This window comes from Sporomusaceae bacterium (assembly GCA_031460455.1).
GTDB lineage: Bacteria > Bacillota > Negativicutes > Sporomusales > UBA7701 > Anaeroselena.
Genome location: JAVKTQ010000008.1, coordinates 1 through 20,871 on the forward strand (window position 1 = coordinate 1; position 20,871 = coordinate 20,871).

At 61.8% G+C, this 20,871-nt stretch carries 21 protein-coding genes and 2 rRNA genes; 17 read left to right on the forward strand and 6 right to left on the reverse strand.

All coding sequences use genetic code 11. The features are described 5' to 3' along the window. The 5 genes from RIN56_12410 to RIN56_12430 all read left to right on the forward strand — a co-directional run. Positions 1–95: ribosomal RNA gene (locus tag RIN56_12410) — 23S ribosomal RNA — on the forward strand; the annotation flags it as partial. Between the two features lie 92 nt (positions 96–187). Then, positions 188–304, forward strand: a 5S ribosomal RNA gene (rrf, locus tag RIN56_12415). Between the two features lie 90 nt (positions 305–394). Further along, positions 395–1,444, forward strand: coding sequence for a DUF2157 domain-containing protein (locus tag RIN56_12420; protein ID MDR7867614.1), 1,050 nt, complete (start codon positions 395–397; stop codon positions 1,442–1,444). Between the two features lie 24 nt (positions 1,445–1,468). Further along, positions 1,469–2,089, forward strand: coding sequence for a hypothetical protein (locus RIN56_12425; protein MDR7867615.1), 621 nt, complete (start codon positions 1,469–1,471; stop codon positions 2,087–2,089). Continuing rightward, positions 2,071–2,445 (forward strand): spore germination protein GerW family protein, encoded by a 375-nt coding sequence (locus RIN56_12430; GenBank protein ID MDR7867616.1) that lies wholly within the window; start codon positions 2,071–2,073, stop codon positions 2,443–2,445. Before RIN56_12425 ends, RIN56_12430 begins: the two co-directional genes overlap by 19 nt. Before the next feature lie 233 nt (positions 2,446–2,678). Here the strand turns inward: RIN56_12430 and RIN56_12435 are convergent, their stop codons facing one another. The 3 genes from RIN56_12435 to speD form a co-directional block, all read right to left on the reverse strand. After that, positions 2,679–3,611, reverse strand: coding sequence for a CsgG/HfaB family protein (locus tag RIN56_12435; protein ID MDR7867617.1), 933 nt, complete (start codon positions 3,609–3,611; stop codon positions 2,679–2,681). Positions 3,612–3,738: 127 nt separating this feature from the next. Next, complete coding sequence (locus RIN56_12440) at positions 3,739–4,230, reverse strand: rubrerythrin family protein (protein ID MDR7867618.1); 492 nt, start codon at positions 4,228–4,230, stop codon at positions 3,739–3,741. Between the two features lie 178 nt (positions 4,231–4,408). Continuing rightward, positions 4,409–4,864, reverse strand: a complete 456-nt coding sequence (speD, locus tag RIN56_12445; protein ID MDR7867619.1) for an adenosylmethionine decarboxylase — start codon at positions 4,862–4,864, stop codon at positions 4,409–4,411. A gap of 319 nt (positions 4,865–5,183) precedes the next feature. Here speD and RIN56_12450 point away from each other — a divergent pair, with 319 nt between their 5' ends. The 9 genes from RIN56_12450 to disA all read left to right on the forward strand — a co-directional run bounded on the left by RIN56_12450 (position 5,184) and on the right by disA (position 15,225). Further along, positions 5,184–6,131, forward strand: coding sequence for a nitronate monooxygenase (locus RIN56_12450; protein ID MDR7867620.1), 948 nt, complete (start codon positions 5,184–5,186; stop codon positions 6,129–6,131). Between the two features lie 54 nt (positions 6,132–6,185). Continuing rightward, on the forward strand, positions 6,186–6,713 hold the full coding sequence (locus RIN56_12455) for a hypothetical protein (GenBank protein MDR7867621.1): 528 nt from the start codon (positions 6,186–6,188) through the stop codon (positions 6,711–6,713). A 2-nt stretch (positions 6,714–6,715) separates the two neighbouring features. Beyond that, the gene (locus tag RIN56_12460; GenBank protein MDR7867622.1) at positions 6,716–7,897 is read left to right on the forward strand and encodes a class I SAM-dependent rRNA methyltransferase; all 1,182 of its coding nucleotides are present in this window, start codon (positions 6,716–6,718) and stop codon (positions 7,895–7,897) included. A 284-nt stretch (positions 7,898–8,181) separates the two neighbouring features. Next, positions 8,182–8,628, forward strand: coding sequence for a CtsR family transcriptional regulator (locus RIN56_12465; protein MDR7867623.1), 447 nt, complete (start codon positions 8,182–8,184; stop codon positions 8,626–8,628). 16 nt (positions 8,629–8,644) lie between these two features. Continuing rightward, the gene (locus RIN56_12470; GenBank protein ID MDR7867624.1) at positions 8,645–9,160 is read left to right on the forward strand and encodes a UvrB/UvrC motif-containing protein; all 516 of its coding nucleotides are present in this window, start codon (positions 8,645–8,647) and stop codon (positions 9,158–9,160) included. Positions 9,161–9,165: 5 nt separating this feature from the next. Then, positions 9,166–10,242, forward strand: a complete 1,077-nt coding sequence (locus tag RIN56_12475) for a protein arginine kinase (protein ID MDR7867625.1) — start codon at positions 9,166–9,168, stop codon at positions 10,240–10,242. Beyond that, entirely contained in the window at positions 10,235–12,694 is a 2,460-nt protein-coding gene (locus RIN56_12480) for an ATP-dependent Clp protease ATP-binding subunit (GenBank protein MDR7867626.1), read from the forward strand. The genes RIN56_12475 and RIN56_12480 overlap by 8 nt, the downstream gene beginning before the upstream one ends. 84 nt (positions 12,695–12,778) lie before the next feature. Further along, the gene (gene radA / locus RIN56_12485; protein MDR7867627.1) at positions 12,779–14,146 is read left to right on the forward strand and encodes a DNA repair protein RadA; all 1,368 of its coding nucleotides are present in this window, start codon (positions 12,779–12,781) and stop codon (positions 14,144–14,146) included. After that, the gene (gene disA, locus RIN56_12490; protein ID MDR7867628.1) at positions 14,143–15,225 is read left to right on the forward strand and encodes a DNA integrity scanning diadenylate cyclase DisA; all 1,083 of its coding nucleotides are present in this window, start codon (positions 14,143–14,145) and stop codon (positions 15,223–15,225) included. The genes radA and disA overlap by 4 nt, the downstream gene beginning before the upstream one ends. Positions 15,226–15,242: 17 nt before the next feature. On the opposite strand, the gene RIN56_12495 is transcribed toward disA, so the two are convergent. The 3 genes from RIN56_12495 to RIN56_12505 form a co-directional block, all read right to left on the reverse strand. Next, a complete protein-coding gene (locus tag RIN56_12495; GenBank protein ID MDR7867629.1) occupies positions 15,243–15,593 on the reverse strand; it encodes a stage II sporulation protein P in 351 nt (116 codons plus the stop codon). Positions 15,594–15,610: 17 nt separating this feature from the next. Continuing rightward, positions 15,611–16,780, reverse strand: a complete 1,170-nt coding sequence (gene spoIIP, locus RIN56_12500) for a stage II sporulation protein P (protein ID MDR7867630.1) — start codon at positions 16,778–16,780, stop codon at positions 15,611–15,613. A 134-nt stretch (positions 16,781–16,914) separates the two neighbouring features. Beyond that, positions 16,915–17,310 (reverse strand): DUF1573 domain-containing protein, encoded by a 396-nt coding sequence (locus RIN56_12505; protein MDR7867631.1) that lies wholly within the window; start codon positions 17,308–17,310, stop codon positions 16,915–16,917. A gap of 241 nt (positions 17,311–17,551) precedes the next feature. Between RIN56_12505 and RIN56_12510 the strand changes: the two genes are divergently transcribed. From RIN56_12510 to RIN56_12520, 3 genes are all read left to right on the forward strand, one after another. Then, positions 17,552–18,046: a CarD family transcriptional regulator gene (locus RIN56_12510; protein ID MDR7867632.1), complete on the forward strand. Its 495-nt coding sequence runs from the start codon at positions 17,552–17,554 to the stop codon at positions 18,044–18,046. 118 nt (positions 18,047–18,164) lie between these two features. Then, a complete protein-coding gene (locus RIN56_12515) occupies positions 18,165–19,271 on the forward strand; it encodes a PIN/TRAM domain-containing protein (GenBank protein MDR7867633.1) in 1,107 nt (368 codons plus the stop codon). Positions 19,272–19,644: 373 nt separating this feature from the next. After that, on the forward strand, positions 19,645–20,841 hold the full coding sequence (locus RIN56_12520) for an HD domain-containing phosphohydrolase (protein MDR7867634.1): 1,197 nt from the start codon (positions 19,645–19,647) through the stop codon (positions 20,839–20,841). The last annotated feature ends 30 nt before the right edge of the window (positions 20,842–20,871 follow it).

Here is a 20,871-nt window from a genome sequence, read left to right on the forward strand (position 1 = left end):
AAGGCCCCTTGTAGAACACGAGGTTGATAGGCCAGGAGTGTAAGGTGAGTAATCACTTCAGCTGACTGGTACTAATAGGCCGAGGGCTTGACTTATATTGCCAAGCCTGATCCAATGAAATGTGCAACACTTTCTTCCGTGCTGTTTTGAGGGAGCATACTCCGCAAGAGATGCTTACCTCTTAAAATCTGGTGCCGATAGCTGTGGGGATCCACCCGTTCCCATACCGAACACGGCAGTTAAGCCCACATACGCCGAAAGTACTTGGCTGGAAACGGCCTGGGAGGATAGGTAGGCGCCGGTTAGAAAAACCCGCTCGTTTATACGAGCGGGTTTTGTCTGTTTGTAGGAGCTGACCCGACGGGCGTCGAAAGTTTCTTTATGAGGTGAAGAGATGAAAACTACAATCGGGCGCGAGGATATGGCGGAAGCCGTTGATAGAGGAATATTGACCCAGGAGCAGGCGGATGCGCTCTGGCAGATGGCGCTGGCGAAAGGCGAGGGCGCGGAGCGGTCGGAGGAGAGTTCGACTTTGAGCCAGTTCCTTTATTATCTGGGGGCGCTGATCGTGATCGGCGCGATGGGCTGGTTTATGAATTCGGCCTGGGAGATATTCGGCGGGGCGGGGCTTTTCTCGATCGCCGCCGCCTACGCGGCTGCGTTTATTATCGCCGCCCGCCATTTCCGGGATAAGTCGGCGGTGCTGAGCGGGCTGCTGATCGTTATGGCGGTCTGTATGACGCCGCTGGGCGTGTACGGGCTGCAGAAGTGGCTGGGGCTATGGCCGAAAGGCTACCCCGGCGTTTACCGGGATTTTCATATGTGGGTTAAGAGCGGCTGGGTTACGATGGAGGTGGCGACACTGGCCGCCGGCCTCATCGGCATGAGGTTCGCCAGGATACCGTTCGCGATGGCGCCGGTGGCGTTCACGCTCTGGTATATGTCGATGGACTTGACGCCGATCCTGTTCGGGCCGGACCGTTACTGGACCTATCACAAGTATGTGTCGATGGGTTTCGGGATGGCCATGACCGCCGCAGCTTTCGTTATCGACCGCCGCCGGGAGGTGGATTACGCCAAGTGGCTGTATATCTTCGGGGCGATGGCTTTTTGGGGCGGCCTGTCGATGCTGAACAGCAAGTCGGAGCTGAACAGGGCGATATATTGCGCCATCAACGTGGCCATGATGTTCTGCGGGGTGCTGCTGGAGCGGAAAGTTTTCCTGGTGCTGGGCGGGATTGGCACTTTCGGCTATATCGGGCATCTCGCGTGGACGGTGTTCCGCGATTCGCTGTTTTTCCCGTTCGCGCTTACACTGGTGGGGCTGGCGGTGGTTTATGCGGGCTGGCTCTATCATCGCAGGCAGGCGGAGCTGGACCGGCTGGTGCGGGCGGTGACGCCTGGCTGGATAATCAGGCTGCTGCCGCAGAACAGGAAGTATTAACCAGGGTTGCTGGGAGGTGTTGCCATGGTGTGGGTGCTGGTCGCGGTCGTCGCGGCGATAGCGGCGGTGCTGTTTGCGCCGCTGCGGCTGCGGGCCGGGCTGGACGGCGAAGGCCGGCTGCGCTGGTTCGCGGAGGCGGCGGCGCTGGGCGGCCTTGTGCGGGTGGGCCGCGACGGCGACGGCGGTTATTGGGCGTGCGGCGGTTTGCGCCGCGCTCTGACGCCGTCCGCGGATATTCGGCGGGAGCCCGGAGCTTCGCCGGCGGAGCGCGGCCGGGCGCTGGCCCGGAAGTGGGGCGGCCTTGGCGGCGGCGAGCGGCGGGCTTTGTTTAGGGCGCTGGCCGACATTTGGGCGGCTGTGGATTTGGCGGTGCAGGGCAATATCCGCTACGGGTTCGCCGACCCGGCCGTGACCGCCTGGCTGCACGCGCTGTACTGCGCCGCCCGCGGCACGGGAAGATTGGCCGGGCTAGAAGCGGCGGCGGATTTCGCGGATGCCGGCTGGTCAGGGCGGGCGGCGGCGGTGCTGACGCTGCGGCCGGTCGCGGTGGTGCTGCCGGTGGCAAGGTTTTTAGGCAAGTTTTATTGGCGACGGATAAGCGAAAAATTGACGGGAGGCAGAAGAAAATGGCAGGTACAGGCATAACCGATTCGATGCAGGTGTTGTTCGACCATCTCGAGAAGATGCTGCAGGCCAAGACGGTGTTCGGCGACCCGATCACGGTCGGCGAGGTTACGCTGATCCCGGTGGTCGACATCGCTTTCGGGGCCGGTTCGGGCGGCGGATCGTGCCCGGACAAGGGCGCACACGGCGAGGGCGGCGGCGGGGCTGCCGGGGCGAAGATCTCCGCTTCCGCGGTCATCGTGGTGCGCGAGGGCCAGGTGCAGGTGATGAAGCTGAAGAACGCCGCGCCGCTGGACAGGTTGATCGAGCTGGTGCCGGAGGTGCTGGAGGGATTGAAGAAGAAAAAGCCGGCGGCGGAGAAGGCCGCGGAGGAGTAAAAGGGAAGGGAGGCTGCAATAGCAGCCTCCCTTTGAACTGTCATAAAGCCTAAGGTTGCCTAGAAAGCTCCAGATGAAAGACACACCGGATAAGCAGACACACAACGCTTTAGCGTTGATGTGATCGCTTATACCCGAAAGGGTGCAAGCGCGCTGCGCCGCGTACTTTGTGGCGTACGCAAGCAAGCGCTTTGAGGAGCAACGCCGCAGATGGGGCTTTCTAGGCAACCGGCTTATGGTCTTTGGATCATCATGCCTTTGCCGATCGCCCCCGCATCGCCGCCGATGACTTCGCAGACCGACAGCTTTTCCTTGACGGTCGTCACCTGTAGGCGGGCGATCTCGTCGACGCTCTCGTCGAGCACTTCGCCGGTGCTGGGATCGCGGATGACATTGGCGGCGCCGACGAGGAACTCCTGGCCAACGGCGACGCCTTCGCGCGCGCCGCGGTTGACGTAGACGCTGCCGTCCCGGACCATGACCACCTCGCCCCGCCAGGGGACCTTGGGCAACTGGGCGATCATCCACTGGACGCCGTGGGCGACGGCGTCCTCGACCGCTTTGCCGATGTTGCTTTTCTGGAAGTTGCTGTAGCCGCCCGACCAACCGGGGCCGTGATAATGGATGGAGGTGCGGCTGCTGGTCGACTTGCCGACGACGCTGGTGGAGGCGAGCACCATGCCGGTGGTGGCGTCGACGATATACATGGTGGCGTTTATTTCCGCTTTGCCGCCGCCGCCGCCGACCGTCACGCCGCCGACGGAGATGCCGCCGCCGCTGTGGCCGGTTTCCTGGACATGGGTGATGGCTCCCTTGACGAGCAGCTGGGCCGGGGTCAGGTGGCCGGCGACCGGCGTCTTGGCTCCCTGGGCGGTGCGTCCTGATTTGGCGAGGTCTTGCTCATCAAGGGTTTCCGTGCGCATGTCTTTTTCGCCGAGGACGATGAAGCGGCCGCTCTGGTTTAGTAGGTCGGTGAGCACCATCCCCCAGGCGTCGCCGACATCCCACTGGCCTCGCCAGCCGGCCCGGTTCTCGAATTTGACCACGCTGACGGTGTAGCGGAGGCCGCCGGGCTCGGCCGCCAGCGCGGCCTGCGGCAGCCACAGCGCGAGCAGGAACGCCCCGCACAAAAGCCATATCAGCCGCCTGGCAATCAGTCTGGACATGATATTAACCCCCTTCGCTAAAATGTAAAAAATTTACAGTGTCTATATTATAATATGTTTTGGGAATAAATGTAAAACAAAAAAGCCGCGGCATAACCGCGGCTTCGCAGGGGGCTCGGAGATCAGGTCAGTCGATTTTCTTGTAGGCCGCGGCCTTGGCGCCGCAGATGGGGCAGGCGTCGGGCACGGAGCCCTCGGCGACATGGCCGCAGACGGGGCAAAGGAAGACGTCGTAAACTTCCTTGCTGGCGAGGTTGGCAAGCGCCTTCTTGTAGAGCTCGGCGTGGATTTTCTCCGCCTCGTTGGCCAGCTTGAAGGTGCGGACAGCGGCGGCGTTGTTGTCGGCCTCGGCTGTCTTGATGAACGGCGGGTACATTTCTTCGAATTCGTACGTTTCGCCCGAGAAGGCGGCTTTGAGGTTCTCGGCGGTCGACTTGACGCCGCCCATGGCTTTGAGGTGGGCGTGGGCGTGGATGGTTTCGGCTTCGGCGGTGGCCCGGAAGAGTTTGGCGATCTGGGGGAAGCCTTCCTGGTCGGCCTGTCTGGCGAACGCGAGGTATTTGCGGTTGGCCTGGGATTCGCCGGCGAACGCGGCGGCGAGGTTTTTGTCGGTGCTCATCATAATCCCTCCAAACAATAATAATTATCATCTAATGAACATTATTCTTTATTCCGACCAATTTGTCAAGTACATTTTACCATATCTGCCAATCGTATTTTAGCCGTTGCGGCCGTTTTTATACCGGGGAGCGCAGGGACAAAAAATAACAGCCCGGCTGGCGCCGGGCTGTTCGTCGCTATTTCGCGCGGGACAGGAAGCTGAGCACCCTGGCGCCGGTGGTACGGACGCGGCGCAGGGGGGTCATGCTCACTTTGACTTTGGGTTTCATATCGCTTTCCGAGCCGAAGTCGCCGCGCTTGATGTTGGTGATCTTCGTTTTCTCCGGCTTGAGGAAATTTTTGAGGATGGAGACGGCCTTATCGGGACGGCTGTGGTCGCCGCAGGTGAAGACGTCTACCGCCGCATATCCCAGCTCGGGGTATGTGTGGATACTCATGTGGCTTTCGGCTAAAAGCGCCAGGGCGGTCAAACCTTGCGGTTCGAACTTGTAGTAAGAGAAGTCCAGGAGAGTCATGTTGGCTTCGCGTACCGCGGTATGCATGGCCGTCTTGACGAATTCCAGGTCGTCGAGGCGCTCGAAGCTGCAGCCATACATGTCGACCGTGATATGTTTGCCAATCACTTTCATCATAATTATCGCCCCTTTGCCAGGTATTACCGACCCCTAAACAGCAACTTTTCCGCAAAAACAGCCGAAAACCCGGAAATTTTTGATGAAAAGCGGCATTCTCCACAAGGAATTGCTGTCTTCCTCCCATTATTATATGCTTTATACAGTTTTTCATTATAAGTCTCTTGGACATGAATGTAAAGAGTAATTTATAAAATCTCCAAAAAAAATTTCCGCCGCGCACTTTCGGCCGGGAGAGGTGGCATACTATCTTGCAAGGAAGGCGCCCGCCATAGTAAAATCTTGGCATAGAACGTAGCGTCAATCGCTTAAAAGGAGAATGAATATGCAGACAAAATTGACGTCATTGCTGGGTATCGAATACCCCGTTTTACAGGGAGCCATGGCCTGGGTTTCCGAAGCGCGCATGGCCGCCGCGGTGTCCGCTGCCGGGGGGGCGGGGATCATCGCCACCGGCGGGCAAAGCGGGGCGTGGGTGCGGGAGCAGATCCGCCTGGCCAAGTCGCTGACTTCCAAGCCGTTCGGCGTGAATGTCACGCTGCTGTCGCCGACCAAGGATGAGGTTATCGAGGTTATCTGCGAGGAGAAGGTGGCGTTCGTGACCATCGGCGCCGGCAATTCGGTGCCGTATTTCCCGGTCTTCGACAAGGCGGGGATCAAGAAGATCCCCATCGTGCCCAACGCCAAACTGGCCCAGCGCGTCGAGGCCAGCGGCGCCGACGCCATCGTCATCGAGGGCATGGAGGCTGGCGGCCATATCGGCGTGCTGACGACGATGGCGCTGATGACGCAGGTGATCCCGCTGGTATCGATCCCCGTGGTCGCGGCCGGCGGCTTCGCCGACGGACGGGGCCTGGCGGCGGCGCTCGTGATGGGCGCGGCCGGCGTCCAGATCGGCACACGGTTCATGGTCGCCGAGGAGTGCCCGGTGCACGCGAAGTTCAAGGAGAAGCTGCTGGCGGCGGTCGACACCGACACCGTCGTGACCGGCGCGACCATCGGCCACGGGGTGCGCGGCCTCAAGAACAAATTCACCGAGAAGTTTCTCGCCCTGGAGCGCAGCGGCACCCCGGTCGAGGAGCTCAACCGCCTGGCCGCCGGCACCAACCGCCTGGCGGCGGTGGACGGGGATATCGAGAACGGCATGGTGCAGGCGGGGCAGAGCCTGCTGCCGCTCAAGAAGATTGAGCCGGTCAAGGATATAATCGCGGCGATCGTCGCCGAAGCCGGCCGCGTGCTGGCCGGGGCGCCCGGTCTCGTTAAGTAGCATACGCTTCCGCACCTCGTGCCACAATAAGGGTAAACAGGCGGCGAGGTGCGGATGTTCACTTTTCATCATGGCTTCTGGCTGTATTTCCTTTCCCGGCGCCATCCCAAGGTATGGCAGTTTGTCGCCGGGTCGATGCTGCCGGACTACGTATATATCTTTCTCATGGCCGTCCTGCTGGCGCGGGGCGATTTCGGCTGGCGCGAGCTATTCCGCCTTTCGCCGACGACATTTATGACCTATCTGCCGCAGTACCCCTGGGCGCTGCATGTCGATCTCGCCGGCCATTCGGCGGTCTTCTGGGGCGCGGCCTTTGTCCTGTCGCTGCTGCCGCCCTTCAGCAGCGGGCAGGCGTTCGTCGTCGGCTGGGGCACGCACATACTCCTTGACGGCCTCACCCACGCCGCCCACGCCAACCTTTTCCTGTACCCGCTGTCGCTGCTGGCGGCGCACAGCCCGGTTTCCTACTGGGAGCCGTCCTATTTCGCCCGCGAATTCAAACTCGTCAACGGCACGCTCATGGGCCTCACAGCGGCCTACCTCGTCTATCATTGGTGGAAAAAGCGGAGAGAGAGGAACTGAATATGGACGCGACAGCCAAGATAATCCTGCGCAAGGGGGCGCAGCACCGCGTGGAGGCGGGCCACCCCTGGGTATACCAGACCGAGCTTGACGCCGTGGAGGGCGACTTCGCCCCCGGCGACATCGTCGACGTGTACAACTTCCGCCGCCGTTTCATCGGCCGCGGCTACATAAACCCCCGCTCGCAGATCATCGTCCGCATCTTAAGCCGCGAGCAGGAACCGATCGACCGCGAGTTCCTCAAGCGACGGCTCGCCGCCGCCTGGCAATGGCGGCAGCGGTTTGTCGCCGAGCCGGAGTACTGCCGGCTGGTCTTCGGCGAGGCCGACTTCCTGCCCGCCCTGATCGTCGACAAGTTCGGGCCTTACCTCGTCATCCAGACGCTCGCCCTCGGCATCGATATATATAAGGATATGATCGTCGGCATCCTCGAGGAGATGTTCAGCCCCGCCGGCGTGTACGAGCGCAACGACGTGCCGGTGCGCGAGCTGGAGGGGCTGGAGCAGCGCAAGGGCTTCCTGCGGGGCGAGTTCCCCACCCTCATCGAAGTGCGCGAGAACGGCATCCCCTTTTACGCCGATATCGAAAACGGCCAGAAGACCGGCTTTTTCTACGACCAGCGGGAGAATCTCACCCTGCTGAAGGACTTCGTCGCCGGCGCCCGCGTCCTCGACTGCTTCTGCCACACCGGCTCGTTCACCGTCCACGCCCTCCGCTACGGGGCCGAGCACGTCAACGCCGTCGATATCTCCGCGCCGGCCGTCGAGCTGGCGGCCAAAAACGCCGCCTTGAGCGGCGTGGCCGACCGCTGCGACTTTCAGGTGGCCAACGCCTTCGATGTGCTGCGCAGCCAGTCCGACGAACGCAGGCAGTACGACGTCGTCATCCTCGACCCGCCGGCTTTCACCAAAAACCGCGGCGGCCTGGAGGGGGCGGCCCGCGGCTACAAGGAGATCAACCTGCGCGGCCTCAAGCTGGTGAAGCCGGGCGGCTTCCTCGTCACCTGCTCGTGCTCTTATCACATGGACCGCGATTTCTTCGCCGCCATCGTCCTCGACGCTGCCCGCGACGCCCGGCGGACGGTGCGCCAGGTCGAATACCGGACGCAGGCGAAGGATCACCCGATACTGCCGGCCGCGCCGGAGACGAATTATCTCAAGTTTTTGGTGCTGGAAGTACTTTAGCGATTGCCTAGAAAGTCCATCTGCGGCGTTGCTCCTCAGAGCGCTTGCTAGCGTACGCAACCAAGTACGCGTCGCGGCGCGCTCTTCCGGTGCGCCTTGCATCTGGAGCTTTCTAGACAATCGCTGACCATCCCCTTAGTGCTTTTTAAACCCCTGCCTGACTAGTGGCGGGGGTTGTTATTTTTTTCATATTCCCTCTTGCAAAAAGTCAAAAAGTCAGATACAATAAAGTCAAAGGTCAAAATGTCAAAAGATCAGATAGTCAGAAACCGGGAGTTGGTAACATGGGTAATTTGGCCGATATTATCGAGAACTTCATCCTGAGCCGCCTGGCGGACGAGGAGAAACATGTCGCCGTTCTCAGGCGCAACGAGATGGCCGATGAGCTGAACTGCGCCCCGTCGCAGATCAGCTATGTACTCAGCACGCGGTTCACGGTCGAGCGGGGCTTCATCGTCGAGTCGCGGCGCGGTTCGGGCGGGTTCGTCCGCATCGTCCGCATCCCCGTGCGGCAGATTGTCTACGAGGACGCCGCCCGCCAGCTTAGTGAGGAGGCGCAGGCCGACGAGATCGAGCAGACCATTGAGCGGCTGAGGATGTACGGCATGCTGAGCGACCGCGAGGCGGGCATCATGCATCACTTTTTCCAGACGGCCGGCGGCCAGCTCGGCGCGGCCGAGAAGGCCCGCATTCTGAGGTCGCTCTTAAGGCGGCTGACGGATTTCGAGTAAACGGGAGGTAACGGTAATGCTGTGCGACGATTGCAAGGAAAAACAAGCCAGTGTGCATATCACCAAAATCAACAATAATCAGAAGACCGAAAAGCATCTGTGCGATACCTGCGCCGAGAAGGCGGGCGAGTTGTCTTTTTCGACCGACGCCAATTTTGCCTTCCAGGATTTCCTCAAGGGGATGATGGGCGCCAGCCTCGCCGGCCCGCCCCAGCACAGGAGCGAGACTGCCTGCCCCAACTGCGGCCTGACCTACGGAGATTTCGGCCGCAGCGGCAAAATCGGCTGCGGCGAGTGCTATACGGCATACGGCGACCGGCTCGAACCGCTGTTGCGCCGCATCCACGGCACAAGCGCCCACACTGGCAAGGTGCCGCGGCGGGGCGGCGGCAAGCTGGCGCTCAGGCAGCGGCTGCGTCAGCTCAGAAGCGAGCTCGACCGTCACGTGGGCCGCGAGGAATACGAGCAGGCCGCCAAGGTGCGTGACGAGATCAAGGCCCTCGAAGGGCAAATTAACGCGGAGAAGGGGTGAGACCGATGTCGATAGAGAATCTGCTCGATAAGCCGCTGACCCCGTGGATGAAGGGCGGCGGACCGGACGGGGACATCGTCCTCTCCAGCCGCATCCGCCTGGCCCGCAATCTCGAAGGCGTGCCTTTCCCGGGGCGGGCTGACGGCAAGGCGCTGGCCGCCGTCGCCGACGAGATCCGCAAATCGGTGGGCGACCTCGGCGCCGCCGACAAACACGTATATATGTATGTGGAAATGGACAAACTGCCGCAGTTGGAGCGCAACGTGCTGGTGGAGAAGCACATCATCAGCCCGCACCACGCCGACGACCGCGGCCACCGCGCTCTTGTCGTGCGCGACGACGCCGCGGTGAGCATCATGGTCAACGAGGAGGACCACCTGCGCATCCAGTGCCTGGTGCCGGGGCTGAGCCTCCAGGAGGCGTTCGCTCTCGCCAACCGCGTCGACGACCTGCTGGAGGCCAAGCACACCTTCGCGTTCAGCGAACGGGCCGGCTACCTGACCGCCTGCCCCACCAACGCGGGCACCGGCATGAGGGCATCGGTGATGGTGCACCTGCCGGCGCTGGTTCTCACCGGCCAGATCAACCGGATTGTCGCCGCCGCCACCCAGCTCGGCCTGGCGGTGCGGGGCCTCTACGGCGAAGGCACCGAGGCCATCGGCAACATCTTCCAGATATCCAACCAGATCACCCTCGGCCACAGCGAGCAGGAGATCATCGACAACCTACAGGGTATCGCCAGGCAGGTCGTCGAGCAGGAGCGCGCGGCCCGGCAGGCGCTGGCGGGCAAATCGCCGGACGCGCTTGACGACAGGGTATGGCGGGCGTACGGCGTCCTCAGCTACGCCCGCAGCATCTCCGGCCAGGAGGCCATGAGCCTGCTCAGCGAGGTGCGCCTGGGTATCGACCTAAAACTAATTACCGGCGTGGATGCGGCGGTGTTCAACGAACTGCTCGTCACCACCCGCCCGAATTTCCTGCAGAAAATCGCCGGCCGGGAGGAAATCGATCCCGGCGAGCGCGACCGCCTGCGGGCCCAGTTGATTAGAGAGAAATTGAAGGAGGGGAAACCCAATGCTTAACAAATTCACCGACCGCGCCCGCAAAGTGCTGACTCTCGCGCAGCAGGAGGCCGGCCGCCTGGGGCACAACTATATCGGCACCGAACACCTGCTGCTGGGGCTGCTCGCCGAAGGCGAGGGCGTCGCCGCCAAAGCCCTCGGAACGCTGAACATCAACCTTGACGACGTCCGTGCCCAGGTGGAGAGCACCATCGGCCGCGGCGAAGAGAACAACGGGGAGATCGCTTATACACCGCGGGCCAAGAAGGTCATTGAGCTGTCGGTGGAAGAAGCGCAGAACCTCGGCCACAATTACATCGGCACCGAACATATCCTCCTCGGCCTCGTCCGCGAGGGCGAAGGGGTGGCCGCCCAGGTGCTTACCGGCATGGGTATTGCCGTCGACCAGCTGCGCCAGCGGGTGATCGAACTTTTGGGCGGATACGCAACTCAGGGACCCGCGCCTAATCCCCACCAGCACGGCCCGGCGCCCAAGGCCGCCGGCAAGCAGCAGCAGTCGAGCACGCCCACCCTGGAGGAGTTCGGCCGCGATATCAACAAACTGGCCACCGAGGGCAAGATCGACCCGGTCATCGGCCGCGAGAACGAGATCGAGCGGGTCATCCAGATACTGAGCCGCCGCACCAAGAACAACCCGGTGCTCATCGGCGAACCCGGCGTGGGCAAAACGGCCATCGCCGAGGGGCTCGCCCAGCGGATCATCGACGGCAAGGTGCCGGAGACGCTGCGCGATAAGCGGGTAATTTCGCTCAACATGGGCTCGATGGTCGCCGGCACCAAGTACCGCGGCGAGTTCGAGGAGCGTCTCAAGAAGGTTATGGACGAGATCCGTCGCGCCGGCAATGTCGTGCTGTTCATCGACGAGCTGCACACCCTTATCGGCGCCGGGGCCGCCGAAGGCGCCATCGACGCCGCCAACATCCTCAAACCCGCCCTGGCCCGCGGCGAACTGCAGGCCATCGGCGCCACCACTCTTAACGAGTATAAGAAGCATATCGAGAAGGACGCCGCGCTGGAGCGCCGCTTCCAGCCCATCCAGGTGGGCGAGCCCAGCGAGGAGGAGGCGGTCGCCATCCTCAAGGGCCTGCGCGACAAGTACGAGGCTTTCCACCGCGCCCAGATCACCGACGAAGCCATCGAGGCGGCTGTCAAGCTTTCCCACCGCTATATCTCCGACCGCTTCCTGCCCGACAAGGCCATCGACCTCATGGACGAGGCGTCTTCGCGGGTGAGACTGAAGGCGTTCGTGCCGCCGGCCGACGTCAAGGAGATCGAGCAGCGGCTGGCCAAGACGCGCACCGAAAAGGAGGCGGCCATCGCCGCCCAGGAGTACGAGCGGGCGGCCAGCCTCCGCGACGACGAGAAGAATATCCAGGAAGAACTGGAAACTAAGCAGAAGGAATGGAAGCAGACCGGCGGCGAGCGCATCACCGTGACCGGCGAGGATATTGCCCAGGTGGTGGCAAGCTGGACGGGCATCCCGGTCAAGAAACTGGCCGAGGAGGAAAGCGAGCGCCTGCTGAAGCTGGAGGAAGTCCTCCACCAGCGCGTGGTAGGCCAGAATGAGGCCGTCGAAGCGGTGGCCCGCGCCGTACGGCGCGCCCGCTCCGGGCTCAAGGACCCCAAGCGGCCCATCGGTTCCTTCATCTTCCTCGGGCCCACCGGCGTCGGCAAGACCGAGCTGGCCAGGGCGCTGGCCGAGGCGCTGTTCGGCGACGAGAACGCCATGATCCGCATGGATATGTCGGAATACATGGAGAAGCACACCGTGTCCCGCCTGGTCGGCGCGCCTCCCGGATATGTCGGCTACGACGAGGGTGGCCAGCTGACCGACGCCGTCCGCCGCAAGCCCTTCTCGGTCATCCTCTTCGACGAGATCGAGAAGGCCCACTACGATGTCTTCAACATCCTGCTGCAGATCCTCGAGGACGGGCGGCTGACCGACAGCCACGGCCGCGTGGTCGACTTCAAGAACACCGTCATCATCATGACCTCGAACGCCGGGGCCAAGCACCTTAAGAAGGACAGCGGCACCGTCGGCTTCCTGGCCGGCGCCGACGCCGAAGACACCGAGGCGGCCAAGAACCGGGTCATGGAGGAGGTGCGCCGCACCTTCCGGCCGGAGTTTCTCAACCGGGTCGACGAGATAATCGTCTTCACCAGCCTGAACGACGACCAACTCAAAGAGGTTGTGGACATCATGCTGCGGAGCGTGACCAAGCGGCTGCAGGACAACGGCCTCGGCCTGGAGGTCGGCGACAAGGCCAAGACGCGCCTGCTGACCGAAGGCAAGGACTATGCTTACGGGGCGCGCCCGCTGCGCCGGGCCATCCAGAAGCTGGTCGAGGACGCCATCGCCGAGATGCTGCTGAAGCGCGAGGCGGCCGCCGGCGACACCGTCGTGGTCGACGCCGACGATAAAGGCCAGCTTACTTTCAGCAAAAAAAGCTGATTAGGAAGGAAATGCGCGAAATATAACGAAAAAGGTACTCAGAGCAATCTGAGTACCTTTTTCCCGTGAAAGGGGCCACTATCGGTGTCCAAGACGAAAATCCGCTTCGCGTGCCAGGAGTGCGGCCACGATTCGCCCAGATGGCTGGGCCGCTGTCCCGGCTGCGGCGCGTGGAACAGCATGGTCGAGGAGGTTGTGGCCAAGCAGCCGGCGTCTAAGGCTGCCGCCCGCTCCCTGCCTGCGGCCAGGCCGCTGCCGATCACCGCTGTGGACACCGCCGGCCTGCCCCGCATCAAGACGGGGGTGGGGGAATTCGACCGTGTGCTGGGGGGCGGCATTGTGCCCGGTTCGCTCGTCCTGCTGGGCGGCGACCCCGGCATCGGCAAGTCGACGTTGCTGCTGCAGGTGGCCGGCGGCATCGGCGACGCCAGCGGCCGCGTGCTGTACGTCTCCGGCGAGGAGTCGGCCGCGCAGACGCGCCTTAGGGCCGAACGCCTCGGCAAAATGAGTGATAATCTGCTCGTTATGACAGAAACTAATCTCGACGAAATCATCGCCCAGGCCGAGGGGATCGCCCCGGCGATGGTGGTGGTGGATTCGATCCAGACGATGTTCAGCCCCGACCTGCCGTCGGCGCCGGGGAGCGTCGGCCAGGTGCGGGAAGCGACCGGCCGCCTGCTGCGCTTCGCCAAGGAGAGCGGCATCCCGGTGGTCATCATCGGCCATGTCACCAAGGACGGCAATATCGCCGGGCCGCGGCTCCTTGAGCATATGGTGGACGTCGTCCTCTATTTCGAGGGGGAGAGAAGCTATTCTTTCCGGGTGCTGCGGGCGATGAAGAACAGGTTCGGGGCGACGACGGAGAGCGGTCTGTTCAGCATGGAGGAGGACGGCCTGACCCAGGTGGAGAACCCTTCAGCGCTGCTGCTGGCCGAACGCCCGCAGGGCGTCCCCGGCTCGGTCGTGCTGGCCTGCCTCGAAGGGGCGCGCCCGCTGCTGATCGAGATCCAGGCTCTGGTGAGCACCACTTGCTTCGGCATGCCGCGGCGCATGGCGGCGGGGTTCGATTATAACCGCCTGATCCTGCTGCTGGCGGTGCTGGAGAAACGCGTCGGCCTGGCCATGGGCAACCAGGACGCATATGTGAACGCCGTCGGCGGCATCCGCACCGACGAGCCGGCCGCCGATCTGGCGGTATGCCTGGCGCTGGTGGCCAGTTTCCGCAACCTTGTCATCGACCCGGCGACGGCGGTCATGGGCGAAGTCGGCCTGACCGGCGAGGTGAGGATGATTTCCCGCGTGGACCTGAGGGTCAGGGAAGCGGCCGCGCTGGGCTTCGAGCGGGTCGTCGTCCCGGCGGGCAACCTCGCGGGCCTCAAGGCCCGCCCGGCCGGGCTGGAGATAATCGGGGCAAGCAATGTCATGGAGGCGATGGAGGCGGTTATGACATGACAAAGGACCGGGAAGAACAACTATGGGATGCAAGATTCGTTAAAACGCTCAAGTACCTCGCCCCCGGCACCATGCTTCGCGAGGGGCTGGAGAACGTTCTCCGCGCCAAGATGGGAGCGCTGGTGGTCGTGAGCGACGGCCCCAGGGTCATGGCGGTGGTGGACGGCGGGTTCGCCATCAATTGCGAATATTCGCCGGCGGGCTTCTACGAGCTGGCGAAGATGGACGGCGCGCTCGTGCTTTCCACCGACGCGCGGCGGATCGTGTACGGCAACGCTCAGCTCGTGCCCGATGCGACGGTGCCCACCACCGAAACCGGTACCCGCCACCGCACCGCCGAGCGGGTGGCCCGGCAGACGGGGGCGCTGGTTATCGCCATCTCTCAGCGGCGCAACATTATCACCGTGTATCTCGGCAACCTCCGTTACACTCTCAAGGATATCACCGTCATTCTCAGCCGCGCCAACCAGGCTCTGCAGACGCTGGAGAAGTACAAATCGGTACTGACGGATGGGCTGCTGACGCTGAGCGCCCTCGAATTCGAGGATCTCGTCACCCTCAGCGACGTGGCGGCGGTTATCATCCGGGCGGAACACGTCAGCCGCATCGCCACCGAGATCGAGCGCAACATCATCGAACTGGGCAGCGAGGGCCGCCTCATCAGCATGCAGCTGGGCGAACTCACGCCCGAGGAGGACGATGTCCTGCTGCTTATCCGCGATTACTGCGTGACTGCGGACGCCAGGACCCACGAAGCGGTGCGCGACCAACTGGCCGCCCTGCCCGAGGATAACCTCGACCCTTACAACGTCTGCCGCATTCTCGGCTACGGCGTAACCCCCAACGCGATCGACGTGCCGGTGGTGCCGCGGGGCTTCAGGCTGCTGAACCGCATTCCCCGCCTGCCGATGCCGGTGGTCGAGAATCTTGTCAGCCATTTCAAAACCCTCAAACGGGTTTTTACCGCCACCATCGAGGAGTTGGACGAGGTCGACGGCATCGGCGAGGTCCGCGCCAAAACAATAAGGGACGGCCTCAAACGCCTTAGGGAACAGGCGCTGCTCGACCGTCACTCGTGATCTGACCGGGTATTATATTATTGCTTTTTCTTCTCTTTCTTTTCTTCTTGGCCGTCTTTGGGTATACCGACGTTTTCGACGAACCGGGCGTAAGCCCGGTTTTCTTCTATCCTCACGACCTCGTAGCGCTTGTTTTCATCTGTTATCAGTTCGTCGCCGACGCTGACCACCAGGGGCACGTACATGAGCATGCGGTCTGTCCCGTCTTCGAGGATGACATAGTGGTCGTAGACCTTCTGCGGCGCTTGCTCGGGTTTTTGCTGGATAGGCAGCAGGTTGACGGGCAACAGGTTGAGTAGCAGGTAGGCGGCGACGCCGCCGACCAGCAAGGCGGCGACGAGGATGAATAGGCGCCTTTTGGCAACCACGGCAGTTCACCCCTTGTCTAATCCTTGCGCTTTTTGCCGAGGAAATTGGTGAATTCAAAGCGGCGGAAGCGGGCCAGTTTACGTTTGGCTTCCCGCCAGCTGCCGGTGCTGATGAAGAGGAAACCGGCAATCCCGGCGACAAGGACGGCGACGATGTTCATGATGTCGCGGCCGAAGCCGCCTTCGTCCGCGCCCGTGCCTTCCCCGCCGGGCGGAGCGGCCGCCGCTGGGTTTTCCGGCGACGGCGCAAGAAAAAGGGGGACGACATCGGCGAACAGGGCGGCGGTGCGTTCGGCCGCCTCCCGGGAGTTATACTGGGTGCCCATTTCCACCAGCATCGTCCGCGGGCTGAGGTCCTGGTTGTAGTTGCCGTGGGCGATGAAAATGCCTCGTACCAGGCCCTCATGCTTTGAGTCGACCGCGGCTTTGATCTTTTTGGCGTAGTTCATGGTTGTCTGGCGGTTTTGGTTCTGGCGGCCCACGACCAGCAGCATTTTGGTCGCCGGCTGGCCGTTGACGGTGATCTGGTAGGCGCTCGCCGGCGCGCTGTCGCGGTGGATGTCGAACGAGGCGGCCGGCCCCTGCTCTAGCAGGCGTTTGAAGGTGCGGCGCGAGCGTTGGTAGGCGTTGGCGTCGTGGGGGTCGTGGCGCGTCTGGTCGTTTTCGACCGCGTAGCCGAGTTCGATGAGGCGCTGGGCGAACGCGCCGCCCACGCTGAAGATGCCGCCGTTGCCCTTGATGGTCGCCGTGCCGTCGGTGGGAATGTAGGATTCGTCGTTGTGGGTGTAGTAGACGGCGATGAGCTGTTCGGGCGGCGTCTGAGCCGGCGCCTGGAGGCTGTCGGCGGCCGGGGCGGGAATGGCCGGGTCAGGGGGGACAGGAGCGCCCGGCGGCACAGCCGGGGCCTGGGCGGGAACGCTTGCTTCAGCCGCCAGGGTTTCGTCGCGCAGGAAGCGCGCTCTGGCCAGCGTCCCTTCGACGGCGCTTATCTCGTACAGGCGGTTGTCTTCGCTGATATACATATCGCCGGCGCGGACCGCCAGCCCTGTTTCCAGGAGGACGGCACCGCGCTCGTCGACCACGGTCATATAGCCGTCAAGCAGCTCGTGGCCGTCGTCGGCGGCCGCCGACGCCAGCGGCGGAGCGAGGCAGAGACAGAATGCCAGGATTAACGCAACGCGGCCCATTACGGCACCTCGCAAATAGGGAGTCGTGGGATTAGGATAACCTGGCATTTGCCTATTTATGTGGGCGAGGCCTGTCAACGACCACAATGGAAAGGCCGCCGGGGGCTGTGCCCGGCGGCCTTATGCGGCAAGTTTTAGGAGAGGTGGAATATCCCCAGGGTTGCTATGTTCCGGTGCTCGCGGCGGAGGACGTCGTGGAGGCTGAGGCCGGAGATGTTGCACAGGGCTGCGGTGTAGAAGAGGCTGCGCCCCAGCTCTTTTGTGAGGACTTCCTTGCAATGCTCGCACGGTTCGCCGGAGACGTGGGAGGAGACGAAGTTCTTCAGGTCGCTGTACTGAACTTCGGCCGGGGCGGACTGGCGGCCGGCCTTGATTTCCACGCAGCCGCACTCGGTCACGGCTTTGGCCAACGCGCGGTTGACCCTGGCTGTAGCCTCCTGATACTTGGTGAGAACATCGAGGACGCTGCGATGGCGGATCAGATACTCATCCACCGCCGCCTGGAAGTCGACGCAGCACTTGTCATCCACTCGGCCAACACCTCACTTTAGGCTTATTATATAAATACCGTTCCGCCGTTGTCAATGGCTGCCACCTTATCCGGCGCAGAAAGATGGCGCTGTTTTCGCGCCTGCGCCGCAGTTTGGCGGCGGCTAAAATTCTTAAAAATCATTCATTGACAAGAAACGGAGGCCTGTGATAAAATAATTGATTTTGACAGAGGTGTGACCCTTGTGCTATACTATACGCATACGCTAGGGAGGTGCCGCGATGTTGATGATTGGCGACAAGGTAGTCTACCCCATGCATGGAGCCGGGGTGATCGAAGCAGTCGAAGAGCACGAGGTGCTCGGCCAGCGGCAGTTCTACTATATCCTGACCATGCCTTACGGCGGCATGCGGGTGATGATCCCGCTGAAGAACGCCGACAGCGTCGGCTTGCGCGGCGTGATCGGCGAGCCGGAGATTCCCAGGGTTCTCGATGTTCTCCGCACCGCCCCGGCCCAGACCAACGCCAACTGGAACCGGCGGTTCAACGCCAACCTGTCGAAGATCAAAAGCGGCAACATCTTCGAGGTGGCCGAGGTGGTCCGCAATCTCATGCTGCAGGACAGAATCAAGAAATTATCCACCGGCGAACGGCGGCTTCTGGATACAGCCAAGCAGATACTGGTCAGCGAACTTGTGTTAGCCTGCAATAAGGACCTCTGTAGCGTGGAAGCCTGGATCGACGGCTTATTTACCGAAAATACGCCAGGCAACTGACGTATTTTTTTGTGAGCACGGGATAAACTAGTGCTGATTTCCAATTTATGTATTTTTCAGCTTGTCGTGAGGCGTAATGTCCTATATAATTTAATAGTGACCGATAGGAGGTGAAATATTGCTTGATAAGGCACTAAGATTCGTGATCACGGTTCTTGCAGCTGTCGCCGGACTAGTTTTGGCCGACCGAATAATCCCCATCCTGGCCACGTTCGTCAACCCCGAGTTTCTGCGCTACGGTTTCTTCGGCATCACGATGGCGACCATCCTGTCCTTCGCATTCGGCGCGGTGGCGGGCGGCTTGATCGGGTACCTGCTCTCGCCCGTCATCATCAAACGCTTGTGGCAGTTTACCTACTGGGTGGAAGCCAGGCTCAACAAAATGCCCGTATATGATGTGATTGCCGGTTCCCTGGGTTTAGCCGTCGGACTTATAATTTCTAATTTGTTAGGTTCCGCGTTTTTGCCGATTCCCATCGTGGGCAAGTATGTTCCCGGTATCATCAGCATTGTCCTCGGTTATATCGGCATAAACGTCGCCATCCGCAAGCGGGAGGAACTTTTTGGCCTGTTTGCCATGGTCCCATGGCTGGCCAAGGACAAGGCGAAAGATAAGGCGTCGAATATCGCCCAGTATAAGATTCTGGACACCAGCGTCATCATCGACGGGCGGATCGCCGACATCTGCAAGAGCGGCTTCATCGAAGGCACGCTGCTCATCCCCCAGTTCGTTCTCGAGGAGCTGCAGCATATCGCCGATTCTTCCGACCTGCTGAAGCGCAACCGCGGCCGCCGCGGGCTGGACATCCTCAACCGCATCCAGAAGGAGCTCGGCATGTACGTCCAGATCGACAGCCGCGATTTCGACGATATCGCCGAGGTTGATTCCAAGCTGGTGAAACTCGGCCAGGTGCTCAAGGCCAAGATCGTGACCAACGACTACAATTTGAATAAGGTCGCCGAACTGCAGGGCGTGCCGGTGCTCAACATCAACGAGCTGGCCAACGCGGTCAAACCGGTGGTGCTGCCCGGCGAGGAGATGGTCGTGCATGTCGTCAAGGACGGCAAGGAGTTCGGCCAGGGCGTGGCTTATCTCGACGACGGCACGATGATCGTCGTCGACGGCGGCAAGCGCCATATCGGCGAGACGATCGGCGTGCTGGTGACGTCTGTGCTGCAGACGGCCGCCGGCCGCATGATATTCGCCAAACCGAAAGCGCTGTAAACTAAGGACCGACTGCCGCAGGCCGCAAACCCCAAAGGTTTGCGGCCTTGTCTTTTTGGTCTATCAGAAAGTATAAACTTTCTGATAGACATAGAAAAGACTTGGCTTCCGCGACGGAAGCCTTAGTCGTTCTATCCGGCGTCAGCCGGGAAAGCGCAACTATGGCTTCGCCTGCGACGCCCCACGGAAGGGGCTAGTGCCGAAAGAGCCATGGACGGATACTCTTTCGGCCGCCGAGAGGCTTGGCGAAGCCAAGTTTTCTAATCGCCCGGCGGCGGGAAATGTCAGGATGTGTCCGGCGCTGTGGAGGAAAAAGGCGCCGGCGGGCCGAACAGAATAGCATTCGGCCCCTTAAGGGAGGATATAGTCACCCGTGTACTTGCTGACAGGCATTCTGGCCATGGTCGCGGTTGTATCCAATGTCGTTCATGAGTTGCGTATCCATGATGGCAGTTTCCCGGTGACAGTCATCAACCTTATCGCCCTCGGCGGGCTGTGCCTGGCCGCCTGGCGGGCGGTGCGCGAGCGGCGCGAGTACCGGCGGCAGCGGGAGGACGCCGTGGCGCGGGCCAGGGAGAGCGACGCCGCGCTCAAACATATCCTCGAACAGCTGCCGTGCTCGGTAGTGGCCCTCGACCCGGCGTTCACGATCAAGCGGATGAACAAGCAAGTGGAGGAATTGACCGGTTTTACCGCCGATGAGGTGATGGGCCGCAAATGCTACACCTTGTTCGGCCCGGGCCGCGTCTGCGACGGCTGCCCGGTGGAGCGCGCCCTGGCGACGGGCCAGGTGCAGCAGAACATCAAGCAGGAAAAAACGGCCGCTGGGCAGGAGATATTCATCGAGCAGACGGCTATCCCGCTGATTGGCGATGACGGCGAAATAAGGCAGGTCCTCGAGATTGTTTTCGACGCCACCCGCAAAGTGACGCTGGAACGGGAGAACCGCGATGTTTTCGTCCAGACGGTGGGGGCTCTCGCCAGCCTGATCGACCGCCGCGACAACGCCACGGGGCGGCATTCGGTCGCCGTGCGGGACATTGCCCTGCGCATCGGGCATCAGCTGAAGCTCCCGTCCGATGTAATCGAGGAAATCTCCATTGCCGCCCTTCTCCACGATATCGGCAAAATCGGTGTGGGCGAGGCCATCCTCAACAAGCCGGGACGGCTGACGGCGGAGGAATACGCGGTCATTCGCCAGCATCCGGAGACCGGTTATAATACTCTGGTGGTCGTCAGGCCGCTGGCCAAAATAGCCGACTACATATTGGCTCATCACGAGCGCTTTGACGGCACCGGCTATCCGAGGGGGATAAAGGGCGACGAAATCCCGCTCGTAGCGCGAATACTGTGCGTCGCCGACGTATACGAGGCCATCACCGCCGACCGCATCTACCGGCCGGCGATGAGCATACCGGAAGCGGTGAGGATAATGCACGCAGGAAAGGCTACCATGTTCGACCCCGTTGTGCTTGAAGCATTCTTCGCCGACCTCGGGCGGCGGAATATCGAGGCGGCGGCCGTCATAGCCGCCCTTGAAGCGACGCGTGAGGCGAAAGATAACAGATAGACCGGCTGAAAGAAAATCGGGCGCACCTAC